Source organism: Hwanghaeella sp. LZ110 (assembly GCF_048892525.1).
Classification (GTDB): Bacteria; Pseudomonadota; Alphaproteobacteria; order UBA8366; family Aestuariispiraceae; genus Pacificispira.
Genome location: NZ_JBLZHT010000002.1, coordinates 473,133 through 490,109, shown reverse-complemented (window position 1 = coordinate 490,109; position 16,977 = coordinate 473,133). Strand labels below are relative to the sequence as shown.

Annotated in this window: 12 protein-coding genes; 9 read left to right on the top strand and 3 right to left on the bottom strand. The window is 56.1% G+C overall.

What is annotated here, in order from left to right; genetic code table 11:
* The first annotated feature begins 67 nt into the window (after window positions 1-67).
* The 6 genes from ACOSDM_RS06035 to ACOSDM_RS06010 all read left to right on the top strand — a co-directional run bounded on the left by ACOSDM_RS06035 (window position 68) and on the right by ACOSDM_RS06010 (window position 7,585).
* Complete coding sequence (locus ACOSDM_RS06035; RefSeq protein WP_420723592.1) at window positions 68-2,359, top strand: bifunctional salicylyl-CoA 5-hydroxylase/oxidoreductase; 2,292 nt, start codon at window positions 68-70, stop codon at window positions 2,357-2,359.
* Between the two features lie 14 nt (window positions 2,360-2,373).
* Entirely contained in the window at window positions 2,374-3,135 is a 762-nt protein-coding gene (locus tag ACOSDM_RS06030; protein ID WP_420723591.1) for an SDR family NAD(P)-dependent oxidoreductase, read from the top strand.
* Window positions 3,132-3,683, top strand: coding sequence for a MarR family winged helix-turn-helix transcriptional regulator (locus ACOSDM_RS06025; protein ID WP_420723590.1), 552 nt, complete (start codon window positions 3,132-3,134; stop codon window positions 3,681-3,683). The genes ACOSDM_RS06030 and ACOSDM_RS06025 overlap by 4 nt, the downstream gene beginning before the upstream one ends.
* Before the next feature lie 2 nt (window positions 3,684-3,685).
* Window positions 3,686-4,498, top strand: a complete 813-nt coding sequence (locus ACOSDM_RS06020) for an enoyl-CoA hydratase family protein (protein ID WP_420723589.1) — start codon at window positions 3,686-3,688, stop codon at window positions 4,496-4,498.
* A 266-nt stretch (window positions 4,499-4,764) separates the two neighbouring features.
* The gene (locus ACOSDM_RS06015) at window positions 4,765-5,922 is read left to right on the top strand and encodes an acyl-CoA dehydrogenase family protein (RefSeq protein ID WP_420723588.1); all 1,158 of its coding nucleotides are present in this window, start codon (window positions 4,765-4,767) and stop codon (window positions 5,920-5,922) included.
* 37 nt (window positions 5,923-5,959) lie between these two features.
* Complete coding sequence (locus ACOSDM_RS06010; RefSeq protein WP_420723587.1) at window positions 5,960-7,585, top strand: AMP-binding protein; 1,626 nt, start codon at window positions 5,960-5,962, stop codon at window positions 7,583-7,585.
* Here ACOSDM_RS06010 and ACOSDM_RS06005 read toward each other — a convergent pair.
* The gene (locus ACOSDM_RS06005; protein WP_420723586.1) at window positions 7,582-9,639 is read right to left on the bottom strand and encodes a 3-hydroxyacyl-CoA dehydrogenase NAD-binding domain-containing protein; all 2,058 of its coding nucleotides are present in this window, start codon (window positions 9,637-9,639) and stop codon (window positions 7,582-7,584) included. The genes ACOSDM_RS06010 and ACOSDM_RS06005 overlap by 4 nt on opposite strands.
* Before the next feature lie 60 nt (window positions 9,640-9,699).
* Window positions 9,700-10,206: a hypothetical protein gene (locus tag ACOSDM_RS06000; RefSeq protein ID WP_420723585.1), complete on the bottom strand. Its 507-nt coding sequence runs from the start codon at window positions 10,204-10,206 to the stop codon at window positions 9,700-9,702.
* A 314-nt stretch (window positions 10,207-10,520) separates the two neighbouring features.
* Between ACOSDM_RS06000 and ACOSDM_RS05995 the strand changes: the two genes are divergently transcribed.
* Window positions 10,521-10,943 carry a c-type cytochrome gene (locus ACOSDM_RS05995; RefSeq protein ID WP_420723584.1) on the top strand — a complete coding sequence of 141 codons (423 nt, stop codon included), beginning with the start codon at window positions 10,521-10,523 and terminating at the stop codon, window positions 10,941-10,943.
* A gap of 325 nt (window positions 10,944-11,268) precedes the next feature.
* Window positions 11,269-13,212, top strand: coding sequence for a 1-deoxy-D-xylulose-5-phosphate synthase (gene dxs, locus ACOSDM_RS05990; protein ID WP_420723583.1), 1,944 nt, complete (start codon window positions 11,269-11,271; stop codon window positions 13,210-13,212).
* Window positions 13,213-13,317: 105 nt separating this feature from the next.
* Here dxs and ACOSDM_RS05985 read toward each other — a convergent pair whose 3' ends face one another.
* On the bottom strand, window positions 13,318-13,686 hold the full coding sequence (locus ACOSDM_RS05985; RefSeq protein WP_420723582.1) for a helix-turn-helix domain-containing protein: 369 nt from the start codon (window positions 13,684-13,686) through the stop codon (window positions 13,318-13,320).
* 535 nt (window positions 13,687-14,221) lie between these two features.
* Between ACOSDM_RS05985 and acnA the strand changes: the two genes are divergently transcribed.
* Window positions 14,222-16,915 (top strand): aconitate hydratase AcnA, encoded by a 2,694-nt coding sequence (gene acnA / locus ACOSDM_RS05980; RefSeq protein WP_420723581.1) that lies wholly within the window; start codon window positions 14,222-14,224, stop codon window positions 16,913-16,915.
* Window positions 16,916-16,977: the final 62 nt, after the last annotated feature.

Genomic DNA, 16,977 nt, shown 5'->3' with positions numbered 1-16,977 from the left:
GCTTGAAATAAATTTCTGCCTGCGTCACGCTCAGTCCCTACCAATTGTGAGTATGGGAGAGAACGTGATGCGTGTAGCTTGTCTTGGGGGCGGTCCGGCCGGTCTCTACTTCGCGATCTCAATGAAGGTGCGCAATCCCGATCACGAAATTGTCGTGATTGAGCGCAACCGACCCTATGACACATTTGGCTGGGGGGTCGTCCTGTCGGACGAAACACTGGATAATCTTGCGCGCAATGATGCAGAGAGCGCGGCGGATATCCGCGCCAATTTCTCCTATTGGGATGATGTCGCGGTACATTATCGCGACACGGTGATCCGATCCGGCGGGCATGGCTTCTGTGGTATTGGACGGCGCAAACTTCTGAACATCCTGCAGGACCGTGCAGCAGCCCTGGGCATTGAGGTTCAGTTCGAAACCGAAATCGACAGTGTTGAGCCTTATCGCGATTATGACCTGGTTATTGCGTGCGACGGCATCAATTCAAAAACCCGCAAAACTTTTGAGGATGTCTTCAAGCCCGATATCGATACCCGGGCCTGCAAGTTCATCTGGCTGGGCACCAAACAGAAATTTGATGGTGCGTTTACCTTCATCTTTGAAGAGACGGAACATGGCTGGATCTGGGTCCATGCCTATCAGTTCGATTCCGAAACCGCGACCTTCATCGTGGAATGTTCAGAGCAGACCTGGAAGAATTTCGGCTTCGATACGATGACCACCGACGAGACCATCGCGACCTGCGAGAAGGTCTTTGAGAAGTACCTGGGTGGTCACAGTTTGATGAGCAACGCGCGACATCTGCGCGGCTCTGCCTGGCTGAACTTCAATCGGGTCCTGTGCGAAACCTGGTCTCATGAGAATATCGTCCTGATGGGTGATGCGGCAGCCACCGCGCATTTCTCCATCGGATCCGGCACCAAGCTGGCACTGGAAAGCGCCATTGCCCTGGCAGATATGGTGCATTCCGAACCCAGTCTGAAAGACGCCTTCGCCCGCTACGAGGCTGACCGTCGCCTGGAAGTGCTGCGCCTGCAATCTGCCGCGCGCAATTCTACGGAATGGTTTGAGGAGGTGGAGCGCTATCTGCATCTGGACCCGACGCAATTTGCCTATTCCTTATTGACCAGATCACAGCGGATCAGTCATGAAAATCTGCGCGCCCGGGATGCCAAATGGCTGGCAGAAGCCGAAAAATGGTTTGAAAAATCCGCCACCGGGAAGGCTCCCGAAACGGCCCGCCCGCCCATGTTTGTCCCCTTCAGGCTGCGCGGCATGGAATTGATGAACCGCGTCGTCGTCTCCCCCATGGCACAATACAAGGCCGTCGACGGGGTGCCGACCGATTGGCATTTCACCCATTACACCAGTCGCGCCCTGGGCGGGGCCGGTCTGGTCTATACCGAAATGACTTGCGTGTCGCCTGAAGGGCGCATCACGCCTGGCTGTCCCGGCCTTTATTCCGACGATCAGGAAGCCGCCTGGAAGCGGATTGTTGATTTCGTGCATCAGGAAAGCCCCGCCAAAATTGCCCTGCAATTGGGTCATTCCGGCCCTAAAGGGTCGACCCAGGTTGGTTGGGAAGAAATGGACGCCCCGCTGAAAGATGGGAATTGGGAAATTCTTTCCCCCACAGCCCAGCCCTGGTCCTCAAAGAACCAAACGCCCAAGGCAATGACCCGCGCCGATATGGATATGGTCCGTGACCAATTCGTGGCTGCCGCCGAACGGGGCAACCGTGCGGGCTTTGATTTGCTGGAACTGCATTTCGCCCACGGATATCTGCTGTCGGCCTTCATCACCCCGCTGACCAACCAGCGCGAGGATGACTATGGCGGCAGCCTGGAAAACCGCATGCGCTTCCCGCTGGAAATCTTCCATGCAGTGCGCAAGGTCTGGCCGGATGACAAACCAATGTCCGTTCGAATTTCCGCCAATGACTGGGTTGAAGGCGAAGGGATCGGCCCGGATGATGCGGTTGAAATCGCCGGCATGCTGAAAGAGGCGGGCGTTGACATCATTGATGTTTCCGCCGGACAGACCTCTAAACGGGCGCAACCGGTTTATGGACGGATGTTCCAAACACCGTTTTCAGACCGCATCCGGAACGAGGCCGGGATCGCCACCATGGCGGTTGGCAATATCTATGAGCCAGACCACCTGAATTCCATACTGATGGCGGGGCGCGCAGACCTGTGCTGTCTGGCCAGACCGCATTTGGCGGATCCTTACTGGACCCTGCATGCAGCCGCCGATCTGGGCTATGACATGCAGGACTGGCCTGCCCCCTATCAGCCCGGTCGGGATCAATTGACACGCCTTGCCGCACGACAGGATGTCATGACCGGCAAAGTTTAGCGATAGAGGATACAATGGCAGACCTCAACGGACAGCATGCACTCATCACCGGCGGCGGAACGGGCGTCGGGGCGGCAATTGCTCGCTGTCTGTCAGAGGCCGGCGCAGCAATAACGATCGCCGGGCGACGCCTTGCGCCCTTGCAGGACCTGGCCAAACAATTGCCAAAGGCACAGGCGATACAATGTGACGTTACTGACGAGGAGTCTGTTGCCGCCCTCTTTGCGGCCGCTGCGGAGACCTTTGGGCCTGTAACAATCGCCGTCGCCAATGCTGGGGCAGCGAAAAGTGCCCCTATCGGCAAAACCGATATGGCGCTGTGGGAATCCAGCCTGGCCGTTAATCTGACCGGGGCCTTTCTGACCGCCAGGGAAGCGCTGGCTTCCATGCGTCAATCCAAACAGGGCCGCATCATTTTCGTTGCCAGTACAGCGGGCTTGAAAGGCTATGCCTATGTCTCGCCCTATTGCGCCGCCAAGCATGGCGTCATCGGCTTAACCAAAGCATTGGCCCTGGAAGTTGCCAAGGAAGGCATCACTGTCAACGCGATCTGCCCCGGCTTCACCGAAACCCCTTTGCTGCAAGATTCCATCACAAATATCATGGAAAAGACCGGGCGCGACGAAGAAGCGGCCCGGGCAAGCCTGTTGAAAACCAACCCGCAGGGCCGTTTCATTCAGCCGGAAGAAATTGCCGAAACGGCCTTGTGGCTGTGTTCAAGCCAGGCCAGCAGCATTACAGGCCAAGCCATTTCTGTTTCCGGGGGAGAAACATGACCATACAAGACCCCGCAACCGCTGCGCATATAAAAAGCTCAAAACCTGCCCGATTGGACGAAGCAGAATTGCTGCGCAAGATGCGGCTGCGCCTGTGGATTAATATGCTGCGCACCACGCGACATATCGAAAACACATTGCGGGAACGGTTTAAGTCGGAATTCGAAGCAACCCTGCCCCGGTTCGATGTAATGGCCGCGCTGTTCCGAAACCCTGACGGTATGACAATGACCAGGCTTTCGGAAAGCCTGATGGTGTCCAATGGCAATGTGACCGGCATTGTAGAACGGCTGGTAGAAGAGGGATTGGTCAATCGATCCGCCCATGACACAGACCGGCGCACGGCGATTGTGATGTTGACCCCGGATGGTCAATCCACATTTTCTGATATGGCAGATGAGCATCATGCCTGGATCAACGCGCTTTTGGAACCGATCCCGCAGGACGAAATTGAACATCTGACGGAACTGCTGCAAGGCCTGCGCGACGCGCAGACGGCGGAACAGCAAAAGACCCGCCAGGCCAAGCGTAAGAAAAAGGACCAATGACAATGACCGCCATGAAGAATCTGAATCCAAAACACTTCCTGTGGGAAATGCAGGAGGATGTCGCCGTCATCCGCCTGAACCGACCAGAGCGCAAAAACCCGCTGACCTTTGAAAGCTATGCAGAATTGCGCGACACATTTCGCGACCTTGCCTATTGCGATGATGTGAAGGCGGTGGTTTTCGCCTCCAATGGCGGAAACTTTTCCTCTGGCGGGGATGTTCATGATATTATCGGTCCGCTGCTGGATCGCGACATGAAGGGATTGCTGGAATTCACCCGAATGACCGGTGATCTGGTAAAGGCCATGAAGGCCTGCCCCCAGCCTGTCATCGCCGCCGTTGATGGCATCTGTGTGGGTGCTGGCGCGATGGTCGCCTTGTTTTCTGATCTGCGCCTGGGTACCGATGCATCAAAGACGGCATTTCTTTTCACACGCGTTGGATTGGCGGGATGTGATATGGGCGCCTGTGCGATGCTGCCCCGTGTCATTGGACAGGGCCGCGCAGCGGAATTGCTGTACACTGGTCGTTCCATGTCGGGGGAAGAAGGTCTGGCCTGGGGATTCTTTAATCGACTTGTAGACGCTGATGCGCTGGAAGCCGATGCCATTGCCCTGGCACAGTCCATCGCGGCTGGGCCAAATTTTGGCCATATGATGACCAAGACCATGCTGAACCAGGAATGGTCCATGACCCTGGATCAGGCCATCGAAGCAGAAGCGCAGGCGCAGGCGATCTGTATGCAGACCCGCGACTTCCGCCGCGCCTATGATGCTTTTGTCGCGAAACAGCGCCCCGATTTTAAAGGGGATTAAGCGATGATGCGGACCCATCATCTTCATGAAGAAAACAGGGGCTGGCACGGTCAAGATCCCGTGCTTGCCCCTCCCCCCTTGAGGGGGGGAGCCCTATCTTACCCCTCCCCCCTTGAGGGGGGGAGGTTGGGAGGGGGGTGCTCTCTCCTCCGCATTCAAGCCCGCCGCAGGCAAAGGCCTTACGGCCTATCACCCCCACCCCAACCCTCCCCCCTCTAGGGGGAGGGAGTACAAGAACGATTTTCTTCTGTTACAAGGTGCCAATTATGCCTGATACAACTTTTCTGGATTGGCCGTTTTTCGAAGAGAAACACCGCAGACTTGCCGCGGATCTGGACGCCTGGGCACAGGCGGAATTGAGCCATGTCGATCATGGGGATGTTGATGCGGCCTGTCGAGATCTGGTTGCACGATTGGGTAAGGCGGGATGGTTGACCCACAGCGCGCCTGATCCGGATGCACTCACGCCGCTGGATGTGCGCAGCCTTTGCCTGATCAGGGAAACCCTGGCACGGCATGATGGATTGGCGGATTTTGCCTTTGCCATGCAGGGACTGGGCACCGGCGCACTATCCCTGTTCGGCAGTCCGGAACAGCAACGCGAATGGTTGCCGCGCACGCGCGCCGGAACCGCGATTGCCGCCTTCGCGCTCAGCGAACCAAAATCAGGATCTGACGTTGCCAATATTGAATTGTCCGCAGAGGAAACAGTAGATGGTTACGTTCTGACCGGAGAGAAGACCTGGATTTCGAATGGTGGCATCGCAGATTTCTATGTCACCTTTGCCCGCACGGGTGAAGGCTCTGGCGCCAAGGGGTTGAGCGCCTTTCTTGTGCCAGCCGATACGCCCGGCCTGAAAATTGCGGAGCGACTGGACGTCATCGCGCCCCATCCCCTGGCCCGATTGCATTTTGATGGCGCCACGATTCCTAAATCAGCCTTGATCGGGGAGCGGGGCAAGGGCTTCCGCATTGCGATGAGTGTCTTGGACATTTTCCGTTCCACCGTCGGCGCAGCGGCTTTAGGCTTTGCCCGACGCGCCCTGGATGAAGGCCTATCCCGCGCGGCCTCTCGCGAATTGTTCGGGGCCCCGCTGGCGGATTTACAGATGGTTCAGGGGCACTTGGCCGATATGGCATTGGATGTGGATGCATCAGCCCTGCTGATATACCGCGCGGCCTGGACGAAAGATTCGGGTGCCGCCCGGATCAGCCGAGAAGCCTCCATGGCGAAGCTGTATGCAACAGAGGCCGCCCAGCGGGTCATCGATGCCGCCGTGCAACTGCATGGCGGGGACGGCGTGCGCAGCGGCACCATAGTCGAGCGGCTGTATCGCGAAATTCGCGCATTGCGCATTTACGAGGGGGCGAGTGATGTCCAAAAGGTGGTCATCGCCCGTCATTTGCTTTCTGAGAAAGACTGACTTTTAGATCCGGCACGACGAAATGAGGGCACAGACCATGTTGGGACCATCCGCACACACCGATACCTTTACCAGAGACAATCTGCCGCCAAAGGATCAATGGCCGGACCTGATCCTGGACCGCCCCGAATTTCAATATCCCGATTACATCAATGTCGGTGTCGAATTGACGGATCGTATGGTGGAGCGTGGCTTTGGGGATAATACGGCGCTGATCGGCAATGGCCGCAAACGCACCTACAAGGAATTGACCGACTGGACCAATCGGCTGGCCCATGCCCTGGTAGAAGATTACGGGTTGGAGCCTGGCAATCGCGTGCTGATCCGGTCTGGAAACAATCCGGCCATGGTTGCGATCTGGCTGGCTGTGACCAAGGCCGGCGGCGTTGCGGTCAACACAATGCCGATGCTGCGCGCCGTAGAACTGGCCAAGATCGTCGATAAGGCGGAAATCAAACTGGCCCTGACGGACAGCCGCATGGCCGACGAATTGGTCGCCTGTGCCAAGGACAATAAATTCCTGCAGCAAGTCATCAACTTTGATGGCACCGCGAACCATGACAGCGAATTGGACCGCATCGCACTGAACAAATCTGTGAAGTTCCAGGCCGTGAAAACCGGGCGAGATGATGTCGCACTGCTGGGCTTTACGTCCGGCACGACCGGTTCGCCAAAGGCAACGATGCATTTTCACCGCGACATACTGGCGATCGCCGATGGTTACGCAGCAAATATTCTAAAGGTCACGCCGGATGATGTATTCGTTGGATCCCCACCCCTGGCCTTCACTTTTGGCCTGGGCGGCTTGGCGGTGTTTCCCCTGCGTTTCGGCGCCACGGCGACCCTGCTGGAAACAGCGACCCCGCCTAACCTGATCGAGATCATCGAAACCCATAAAGCGACGATCTGCTTCACCGCCCCCACTGCCTATCGTGCGATGATGGCTGCCATGGACAAGGGGGCGGATTTATCCAGCCTGCGCATTGCGGTATCTGCTGGGGAAACCCTGCCCGCTGCAACGTTCACCGCCTGGACAGAAAAAACCGGCGTTCCGATACTGGATGGGATTGGTGCGACGGAGATGCTGCATATCTTTATCAGCAACGCGATAGGCACTGCGACCGGGGGATCGACCGGCACTGCGATTGCTGGCTATGAAGCCAAGGTGGTTGATAACGACATGGTGGAAGTTCCCCGTGGCACGGTTGGCAAGCTGGCGGTGCGGGGGCCAACGGGCTGTCGGTATCTGGCTGATGACAGGCAAAAGGAATATGTCCGGGATGGCTGGAACCTGACGGGCGATGCCTTCTATCAATCCGAAGACGGGAATTTCCATTTTGCCGCCCGGGCGGATGATATGATCGTGTCATCAGGCTACAACATTGCCGGACCGGAGGTGGAGGATGCCTTGTTGCGGCATGAAGCCGTCGCGGAATGCGGTGTGGTGGGTGTGCCCGATGAAGACCGTGGTCAAATCGTCAAGGCCTTCATCGTGCTGAAGCCTGGATATGAGGGCGGTGCCCTGATGATCAAAACCCTGCAGGATTTTGTAAAGGCGACCATTGCCCCTTACAAGTATCCCCGCGCGATCAGTTTCCTGGAGGCACTGCCCAAAACGCAGACCGGGAAGCTGCAACGCTTCCGGCTGCGCGATCAGGCTTAGGCTAGTGTCTTTAGGCCTACCGATGGCTCCCAGAAATCATGGCTCTGGGAGTATTCGGTAACCTTTGCCAGGACCGTATCGAAGCCGATGCGTTCAGCCCAGAACATCGGCCCGCCCAATTGGCGCGGGAAACCATAACCATTGCAGAACACGACATCCACATCACTGGCCCGCTGAGCAATGCCCTCGTGCAGTAAGGCACAGGATTCATTGACCAAGGCGTACAGGCAGCGTTCAACGATTTCCTGATCTGTGATCTCACGCCGGGTGATGCCGGATTCCTTCGCCGTATCTTCCGCAAGGGCCTCCACATTCGGGTCCGGGACTGGTTTGCGATTGCCTGGCTCATACAGGTAAAAGCCCCGCCCGGTTTTCTGACCAAAGCGCCCCATTTCACATAAGCGATCCGGCAGGGTGCAGTACCGTTTGTTCGGGTCGCGCAAATGCGCCGTCGCCTTGCGCTGTGCCCAGGCGATATCCAGCCCGGCCAGATCCATCACGGCAAATGGACCCAAAGCCATGCCGAAACTGGTCATCGCACGATCGACCTGTGTCGGACTGGCGCCTTCCTCCATCAAGAAGATCGCTTCCCGTCGATAGACATTGTAAATGCGGTTGCCAATGAACCCATCACAAACACCGGCCACGACTGGCGTTTTACCAAGCTTCTTGCCCACTGCAAGCGCCGTGGTCAGGGCTTCTGGCGACGCTTTATCCGCGCGCACGATTTCCAGCAATTTCATGATATTCGCGGGGCTGAAGAAATGCATGCCCAGCACATCAGAAACACGATCACCGGCAGCGGTCGCAATTTCATTCACGTCGATGTAAGACGTGTTGGTTGCCAGGATCGTCCCAGGTTTGGTTACCCGAGCCAAAGTGGCGAAGATTTCCCGCTTCACGGCCAGGTCTTCAAAAACCGCCTCAATCACCAGATCCGCCGCAGCCAATTCTTCAATATCCGTCACCGGTTTCAGGGCGGCCAGACGCGCATCCTTTTGGACGTCTTTCAGGCGGCCTTTGGCGACTTGATCCTGATAATTCTTTTCAATCCGCGCACAGCCTGCATCCAGGGCTTGCTGCGCCCGTTCCAGCAACATGACCTGATAGCCAGCATCCAGCAGCGCGATTGCAATGCCGCCGCCCATCGTGCCCGCACCAATCACTGCAACAGTCTTAACCGTCCGCGATGGTGTTTTTGGATCAATGTCGGCAATCTTGGTCGCGGCGCGTTCTGCAAAGAACATATGGCGCAATGCGGCCGCTTCTTCAGATGCAACACAGGCTTCAAAAATTTCCCGTTCTTTCTTGGACCCTTCCGCGAAGGGCAATAGAGAAGCCTCAACGCATTCCAGACAGGCCAGCGGGGCGCGCATGCCTTTCGCACGTTTGGCGGTCTGTTCCCGCAAGGTCACGAAAAATTCTGGCGCGGGTGCCTCAACGGCGCGGGCTGAAACCGCAACGGGTTCTCCAGCCTCTGCCATTTCCTCCGCGAAGGACAGGGCTGCAGGCAGAATGTCCCCGGACACGACACGATCCACAATGCCCAACTCCAGGGCCTTTTTCGCACCAACCGGCTTACCGGAAATGATCATATCCGCAGCGGCCGCAATCCCTGCTAAGCGCGGCAAGCGTTGTGTGCCGCCTGCCCCTGGGGGAATGCCCAAATTAACCTCCGGCTGTCCGACCATACCGCCCTCAACCAGAATGCGATAATGACAGGACATCGCAATCTCAAGCCCGCCGCCCAGCGTATGGGCCTGCAAGGCGGCAATGGTTGGCTTGGGACAGGCATCCAGGGCGGCAATCAGAGTATGCAAGCTGGGTTCCCCCTCCGGCCAGGGCTTGCCAAACATGGCGATATCCGCGCCACCAATCAGACCGCGACCCCCCCCCATCAGCACAATGGCTTTCACTTGTGGATCCGCCTCTGCCGCGCGCAGATGACCAATCAGGCCGCCGGGAACGCCGGGGCTCATGGCATTGACGGGAGGGTTTTCGATGACGATCACGGCAATAGGGCCGTGCTGTTCCAGACGGGTCAGGTCAGACATGAACTCTCTTTCTTTATGATAAATTTTCAGGCGCCACCCTAGCGACCCAGATCACTAAATTCAAACAGCCTCAATCGGTGTTCGGGTGATTTTGTCGGTATTGCGCCCCTCAATCCTCAGCAAGCGGGTCGGCCCCCTGCGCAACGGTGCATGAACCGCCCCTGTGGGATAAATATGGGCGTCGCCCGGCACCATATTATAACGACGGACCAGTTCAACCTTGGCCGGGCTGTCATCTGTTGCGGGGCGCAGAATACGCCAATCAGTCATCTCGGTTTCACCCTCTGCCTGACCATAAATCGCCCAGGTCGGCCCGTGGTCATGGGGATCGCCGGATTTCTCCCCCTCATACACATGGGCGCAAATACAGAATCCCAGATCAGAATCTTCGTACAAGACCTGCCGCTCTGGATCCTTCGGACGGTTCAGGATCGTCTGTTCCAGGAAGGTGGGGTCCGCCAGAGCCCGCTTCACATGGTCGCACACAGAAATTAGGGTCTTTTCCGATTCACCCTCCTTTAGTGTCATGCGGCAATCTTCAATCAGGGCGTCTAAAGTATAAGTCATTTTTCAATTCTCCCATATCAGGAAGCACTCTCAAGAAACCCAAGTTTTTTGGGGTTTTGGAGGCAACTTCCATGATTTTTCAAATTATTTCCGCCAAAGATTAGCGCGTTCGGACCCCATGAACCAGCGTTGGATATGTCGCATCTGCGATTTTAGAAGAGCGTCAAATTTCTGCCCTATTCCGCACGCTACACTGTATCTGTAATCTGATATTTACACTGGACGCTATGGGGTGTCGGATTATATGACGAAGCGTCAACAATCATACGTGTCCAGTTTTACAGGGCACAAAATCTAGGTGGGAGTGATACGGTATGAGCACGATCCGCAAGATCGGTTTCGCATTTGGAGCCTCCGTCCTGCTTCTCAGCAGCCAGGCACTGGCCGAAGGGGATGCCGCCAAAGGTGAAAAAGTATTCAAGAAATGCATGGCCTGCCATTCGGTTGAGGAAGGCACAAACAAGGTTGGACCTTCCCTGTACGGAATCGTTGGGCGGCCCGCCAGCCAAATTGAAGATTACCGTTATTCCAAGATCAACCACGCCGCAGAAGAAGCCGGGCTGGTCTGGACGGAAGAAAACATCTTCAACTATCTGGAAGACCCGCAGGGTTTCCTGGAAGGCTATCTGAAGGACCAGGGCAAAGATGCGCCTGGCCGCACCAAGATGGCCTTTAAGCTGAAGAAAGAAGATGAACGGCTGGATGTGATTGCCTATCTGAAATCCGTTGCACAATAAGACATCTTGATGGTGCCACACAGTGCAGAATTATGAACCGATTGGGCCATGCCCGGTCGGTTCATTTCTTTTGTGCTGGCTGGGAAAGCTGCTTTAAAACAAAATGTGTCAATTTTAGTTTACGTAAATCTTACTTTACATTTTAACAACAACACCGTTTAATGTTTGAACCATGGCGGTGTCTGAAAGTCTGACATAACGACTGCAACCCCGCCTCAAAGGCCCGGAACTGTTAGATAATGGTCCATTGCGACCACATCGATGGGATCACGGAGCTATAAAATTCCGGTACGACCGGACAGGCAATGCGGGGATGGACAAAACAATGAACATGCAGCGCGGAAAGCCAGGACGAACAGCGGCGCAAAGTGGTCAGATTGGTCCCCCTGTCGGATTGAAATCAACGCTTCTGGACGGTATTGCAACCCCCCATGATCTGCGTCTGCATGACCGAAAACACCTGTCAGAAATCTGTGACGCATTGCGTACTGAAGTAATTGATATTGTTTCAGAAACAGGGGGGCACCTGGGGGCGGGCCTGGGCGTAGTGGAATTGACCGTCGCGCTGCATTTCACCCTAAACACACCCCAGGACAAGGTCATCTGGGATGTCAGCCATCAATGCTATCCCCACAAAGTTCTGACGGGTCGGCGCGACGCCATGCGCACGATACGCAAGGGGGGTGGCCTGTCTGGATTCACAAATCGCAAGGAAAGCGTATTTGACCCATTTGGTGCGGCGCACAGCTCAACCGCGATATCCGCTGGTCTGGGTTTCGCAGCCGGGCGCGATTTCAAAGGACAGAACAATCACATTGTGGCTGTTGTGGGGGATGGCGCGATCACTGGCGGCATGGCCTATGAGGGGCTGAATAATGCCGGCGCCCAGGGGTGGCGCCTGATTATCATCCTGAACGACAACAATATGTCGATTGCCCCACCGGCTGGCGCGTTGCAGCATTTTCTGACGGATCTGCGCGACCATATGCCAGACAAGGGGGCACGCCATGCCGCCCTGAAGGTCACTCAACTGCCCTCCTTTGCGCCATCTGCAACATTGTTTGATGATCTGGGCGTTCACTATGCCGGGCCTTTTGATGGTCATGATGTGGACGAAATGGTCCAGGTTCTGGAACAGGCAAAGGCGTGGACCAATGGTCCTGTGCTGTTGCATGTGATCACGGAGAAAGGCAAAGGCTATGGCCCTGCAATGGAGTCGGGCTGTAAATATCATGGGGTATCAAAATTCGACATCGTCAGCGGGGCGCAGGAAAAAGCACAACCAAAAGCACCAAGCTATACCAATGTCTTTGCCAAGGCCCTGATTGAGGAAGCCAAGGCTGATGATCGGATCTGCGCCATCTCAGCGGCCATGCCGTCGGGCACGGGCCTGGATAAATTCGGCAAGGTCTTCCCGGATCGCACCTTTGATGCCGGAATCGCAGAACAGCATGCCGTTACATTCTGTGGCGGACTGGCCTGTGAGGGCATGAAGCCGTTTGCTGCGATTTACTCGACATTTCTACAGCGCGGCTATGACCAGATCGTGCACGACATCGCCATCCAACGGCTGCCCGTGCGGTTTGCAATTGATCGCGCCGGCATGGTCGGGGCCGATGGTGTCACGCATCAGGGGTCTTACGATATAACCTATCTGGGGTGTTTGCCGGGATTTGTTCTGATGGCACCATCGGACGAGGTGGAGCTGATGCACATGGTCGCCACCGCCGCGCAGATTGATGATCGCCCCTCTGCGTTCCGCTATCCGCGTGGGGACGGGGTTGGCCTGGACCTGCCGGATCGGGGAGATGTCCTGCCCATCGGGCGCGGTCGGATCCTGACAGAAGGCAGCGCGATTGCCCTGCTGTCCTATGGCACCCGTCTGCAAGATGCGCTGCTGGCCGCAGAAATGCTTAATGGCCTGGGCTTTCCCACCACAGTCGCGGATGCACGATTTGCAAAGCCCGTTGATGATGACCTTGTCGCGCGGCTGTTTGCCAATCATGGCACTGTCGTTACCATCGAAGAAGGATCATCCGGTGGCTTCGCCAGCCTGGTAATGGACAGCATTGCCCGTCAGAGATTGTCCGTGAATATGCGCAATTTCGCGCCCCTGTATATGCCGGACTTTTTTGTCGACCATGACAGTCAGACAAACCAGATTGCCCGGGCGCAACTGGATGCGAAAAGCATTGTTACCCGTGCCATTGAGGCCCTGCGCCCAGTGGATCGTCGGGCACGGCTTGCCCGCGTTGAGGCCCTTGATTGATCGAAAGCGTCGCGACAGATTACCGCCCTTTAGAGACAAAAAAGGACCGGGAAATGCATCACGGTCCTTTTTGGTGTCTACAAAGTGACGCTTCAGCCTGACGTTTCAGCTCGCCATGCGAATTTCTGAAGCCACATCAATCAGACGGATAATTTCGCGGCGCATTGCATCATCAGGAATTTGATGCAGTTTCGTTGCCGTCGCGATGGCCTTACGGGACAGCTTGGCATTGCTGGGCGCATCATCAGCATGGGTTTCATCAACGCCATCGAAGAAATATTCAACCGGAACGGTCAATGCCTGAGCAGTTTGCAGCAGACGGCTGGCCCCAACGCGATTGGTGCCCTTCTCATATTTCTGAACCTGCTGAAAGCTGACACCCAACCGGTCGCCCAAATCTGTTTGGGACATCCCTTTGGCAACACGGGCTTCACGTACACGACGGCCAACAAAAACATCCGTAGGATGTGGCATGGTAATCTCCTGATTTATTGATGAGAATTGCCACTGATCACAACTGTGTTCATGCATGGCAATACCCATACAGCAACACACAGGATCGAATATCGATCGGTTATAAGTGGCGATGTTGAAGCCGATACATGTTCGGCGCTGCCAGAAAGTATAGGGCGTTTGGCCAGTTGATCATTTCATCACAAGGATATGAAAACGAACAACCGATTTCCTTATACACGGCAGAAGTGCATTAAACATACCGTTATTCGGGAAATCTGCAATAAAAATCGCACCACTTATTCAAAAAAAATCAATCCACCTATGATTGACCCGCCAAAGGCAGAAAATGGCCCCCGTTTCGCCCTGTTTTGGGTCAAATCACACACCCATTTTAATTTGATCATTGTTCCCCTACACTGCAATGCAGTATAACCCGCACGCATAGACAATTTGCCGGGGGGACGCCTGGGCCATTTTCCGACCCAAAAGGGTTGAAAAAGCGTGATTGCCCGCCTCCCACCCGTTTCTTTCTTTAAAGGGAGAGTTCATCACCATGACAATGACCGGCCACGACAGCCTGAAAACGCGCCGCAGCCTTACTGTCGGCAAGAAAAAATATGATTATTACGCGCTGGACGCGGCTAAGGATCAAATCGGAGATGTCAGCACGCTGCCTTTTTCACTGAAGGTTCTGCTGGAAAACCTGCTTCGATTCGAAGATGCGCGCAGCGTAACCGTGGATGACATCAAGGCGATGGCTGCATGGTTGAAAACGAAATCGTCCGATCGTGAAATCGCCTATCGCCCTGCACGGGTGCTGATGCAGGATTTCACCGGCGTGCCAGCGGTTGTTGATTTGGCTGCGATGCGGGACGCCATGGTGAAAATGGGGGGCGATCCTCAGAAAATTAACCCGCTATCGCCCTGTGATCTGGTAATCGACCATTCCGTCATGGTGGATTATTTCGGCGGTCCGGATGCATTCAAGAAAAATGTGGATCTTGAGTTTGAGCGCAATGGGGAACGCTATGAATTCCTGCGCTGGGGCCAGACCGCATTTGATAACTTCCGCGTTGTGCCCCCCGGCACAGGCATTTGCCACCAGGTGAACGTCGAATACCTGGCCCGCGGTGTCTGGTCTTCTACAGAGAAAACCGGCAGCGCCGAAATTGCCTATCCCGATACATTGGTTGGCACCGACAGCCATACGACCATGGTCAATGGCCTGGGCGTGCTGGGCTGGGGTGTTGGCGGGATTGAAGCAGAAGCCGCCATGCTGGGACAGCCCGTTACGATGCTGATCCCGGAAGTAATCGGCTTTAAGCTGACCGGCCGCCTGAAAGAAGGCATGACCGCCACCGATCTGGTTCTGACCGTCACCCAGATGCTGCGCAAAAAGGGCGTGGTTGGGAAATTCGTAGAATTCTATGGCGACGGGCTGGACAGCCTGACCCTGGCCGACCGTGCGACCATCGCCAATATGGCCCCGGAATATGGGGCAACCTGCGGGATTTTCCCGATCGACGCCGAAACCATCCGCTATCTGACGTTCTCTGGTCGCGACGCCGATGAAATCGCCCTGACCGAAGCCTATGCACGCGCTCAGGGCATGTGGCGGGAAGCAGGCTCTGTTGAGCCGGTCTTCACCGACACGCTGTCTCTGGACCTGGATCTTGTTGAACCCTCATTGGCTGGCCCCAAACGCCCACAGGATCGTGTCACCCTGTCCAAGATGCCGGAAAATATCGAAGGTGTCTTTAAAGAGCGCGGTCATTCCGACAATGCCACCGCCGTTGCCGGCGAAGAGTATAAGCTGCAGGACGGGTCCGTCGTGATTGCAGCGATCACATCCTGCACCAATACCTCCAACCCCGCCGTGCTGGTCGCAGCCGGTCTGGTCGCCCGCAAGGCGCGTCAAAAGGGCCTGTCGGTTAAGCCATGGGTCAAAACCTCCCTGGCGCCCGGGTCCCAGGTTGTGACCGATTACCTGGAAAAGGCCGGGTTGCAAGCCGATTTGGACGCGCTGGGCTTTGATCTGGTGGGCTATGGCTGCACCACCTGTATCGGGAATTCCGGTCCGCTGCCTGAAGCCATTTCAGATGCAATTGATGAAGGCGATCTGGTCACAGCCGCCGTTCTGTCCGGCAACCGGAACTTCGAAGGCCGTGTCAGCCCGCAAACCCGTGCGAACTATCTGGCCTCCCCGCCCCTGGTTGTTGCCTATGCACTGGCCGGAAATGTGAAAATCAATGTCGCCAGCGATCCCCTGGGAGAAGACAGCGACGGCAACTCGGTCTATCTGAAAGATATCTGGCCGACCAATCACGAAATCCTGGAAACCGTTCAGCAATGCCTAACCCCGGCCATGTTCCAAAGCCGCTATGGCAATGTCTTCCAAGGCACGCCGCAATGGCAGGCAATCGACGTCACAGGCGGCGAAACCTATGAATGGAATGATGGGTCAACCTATGTTCAGCACCCGCCCTATTTTGTCGATATGGCCCCTGAACCGTCAGACCCGGTTGAGATCAAGGGCGCGCGTCCGCTGTTAATCCTGGGCGACTCCGTCACCACGGACCACATCTCACCAGCAGGCTCTTTCAAACCCGATACGCCCGCAGGCCAGTATCTGACGGAACGTCAGGTCCGCCCGAAAGACTTCAATTCCTATGGCTCTCGCCGGGGCAATCACGAAGTGATGATGCGCGGCACCTTCGCCAATATCCGCATTCGCAATGCCATGGTCGATGGCGTCGAAGGCGGCTTCACCCGTTTCATGCCGTCTGGCGAGCAGATGTCGGTTTATGATGCGGCGATGAAGTACAAGGAAGACGGCACCCCACTGGTTATTTTCGGGGGCAAGGAATACGGCACCGGATCATCACGCGACTGGGCGGCAAAGGGCACCAATCTGTTGGGTGTGAAGGCTGTGATCGTGGAAAGCTTTGAACGCATCCACCGCTCCAATCTGGTTGGCATGGGCGTTCTTCCGTTACAGTTCAAGGAAGGCACCAATTGGCAATCTCTGAAGCTGGATGGGTCAGAAACCTTCGATTTGATCGATATCGACGCCAATCTGAAGCCCCGCCAGGATGTTACCCTGGTTATCCACCGCAAGGATGGTGCCAGCGAGAAAGTCGCCCTGACCTGCCGCATCGATACAGCGGGCGAGATCGACTATTATCGCCATGGCGGTGTGCTGCAATATGTGCTGCGCAACCTGCTTGCCGAGGGCAATGCTGCTTAAGGACAGAATTCAGTATGATCGTAAAGCGGGGGCGCGCCGGTTGGCGCGCCCCTCAGTATTGT

What these genes read in the sequence shown, in the direction of transcription:
- ACOSDM_RS05995 (WP_420723584.1), top strand. Translation starts at nt 10,521, where the DNA reads ATGAGCACGATCCGCAAGATCGGTTTCGCATTTGGAGCCTCCGTCCTG.
- ACOSDM_RS06010 (WP_420723587.1), top strand. Translation starts at nt 5,960, where the DNA reads ATGTTGGGACCATCCGCACACACCGATACCTTTACCAGAGACAATCTG.
- ACOSDM_RS06000 (WP_420723585.1), bottom strand. Translation starts at nt 10,206, where the DNA reads ATGACTTATACTTTAGACGCCCTGATTGAAGATTGCCGCATGACACTA.
- ACOSDM_RS06015 (WP_420723588.1), top strand. Translation starts at nt 4,765, where the DNA reads ATGCCTGATACAACTTTTCTGGATTGGCCGTTTTTCGAAGAGAAACAC.
- ACOSDM_RS06025 (WP_420723590.1), top strand. Translation starts at nt 3,132, where the DNA reads ATGACCATACAAGACCCCGCAACCGCTGCGCATATAAAAAGCTCAAAA.
- dxs (WP_420723583.1), top strand. Translation starts at nt 11,269, where the DNA reads ATGAACATGCAGCGCGGAAAGCCAGGACGAACAGCGGCGCAAAGTGGT.
- ACOSDM_RS06020 (WP_420723589.1), top strand. Translation starts at nt 3,686, where the DNA reads ATGACCGCCATGAAGAATCTGAATCCAAAACACTTCCTGTGGGAAATG.
- ACOSDM_RS05985 (WP_420723582.1), bottom strand. Translation starts at nt 13,686, where the DNA reads ATGCCACATCCTACGGATGTTTTTGTTGGCCGTCGTGTACGTGAAGCC.
- ACOSDM_RS06005 (WP_420723586.1), bottom strand. Translation starts at nt 9,639, where the DNA reads ATGTCTGACCTGACCCGTCTGGAACAGCACGGCCCTATTGCCGTGATC.
- ACOSDM_RS06030 (WP_420723591.1), top strand. Translation starts at nt 2,374, where the DNA reads ATGGCAGACCTCAACGGACAGCATGCACTCATCACCGGCGGCGGAACG.
- ACOSDM_RS06035 (WP_420723592.1), top strand. Translation starts at nt 68, where the DNA reads ATGCGTGTAGCTTGTCTTGGGGGCGGTCCGGCCGGTCTCTACTTCGCG.
- acnA (WP_420723581.1), top strand. Translation starts at nt 14,222, where the DNA reads ATGACAATGACCGGCCACGACAGCCTGAAAACGCGCCGCAGCCTTACT.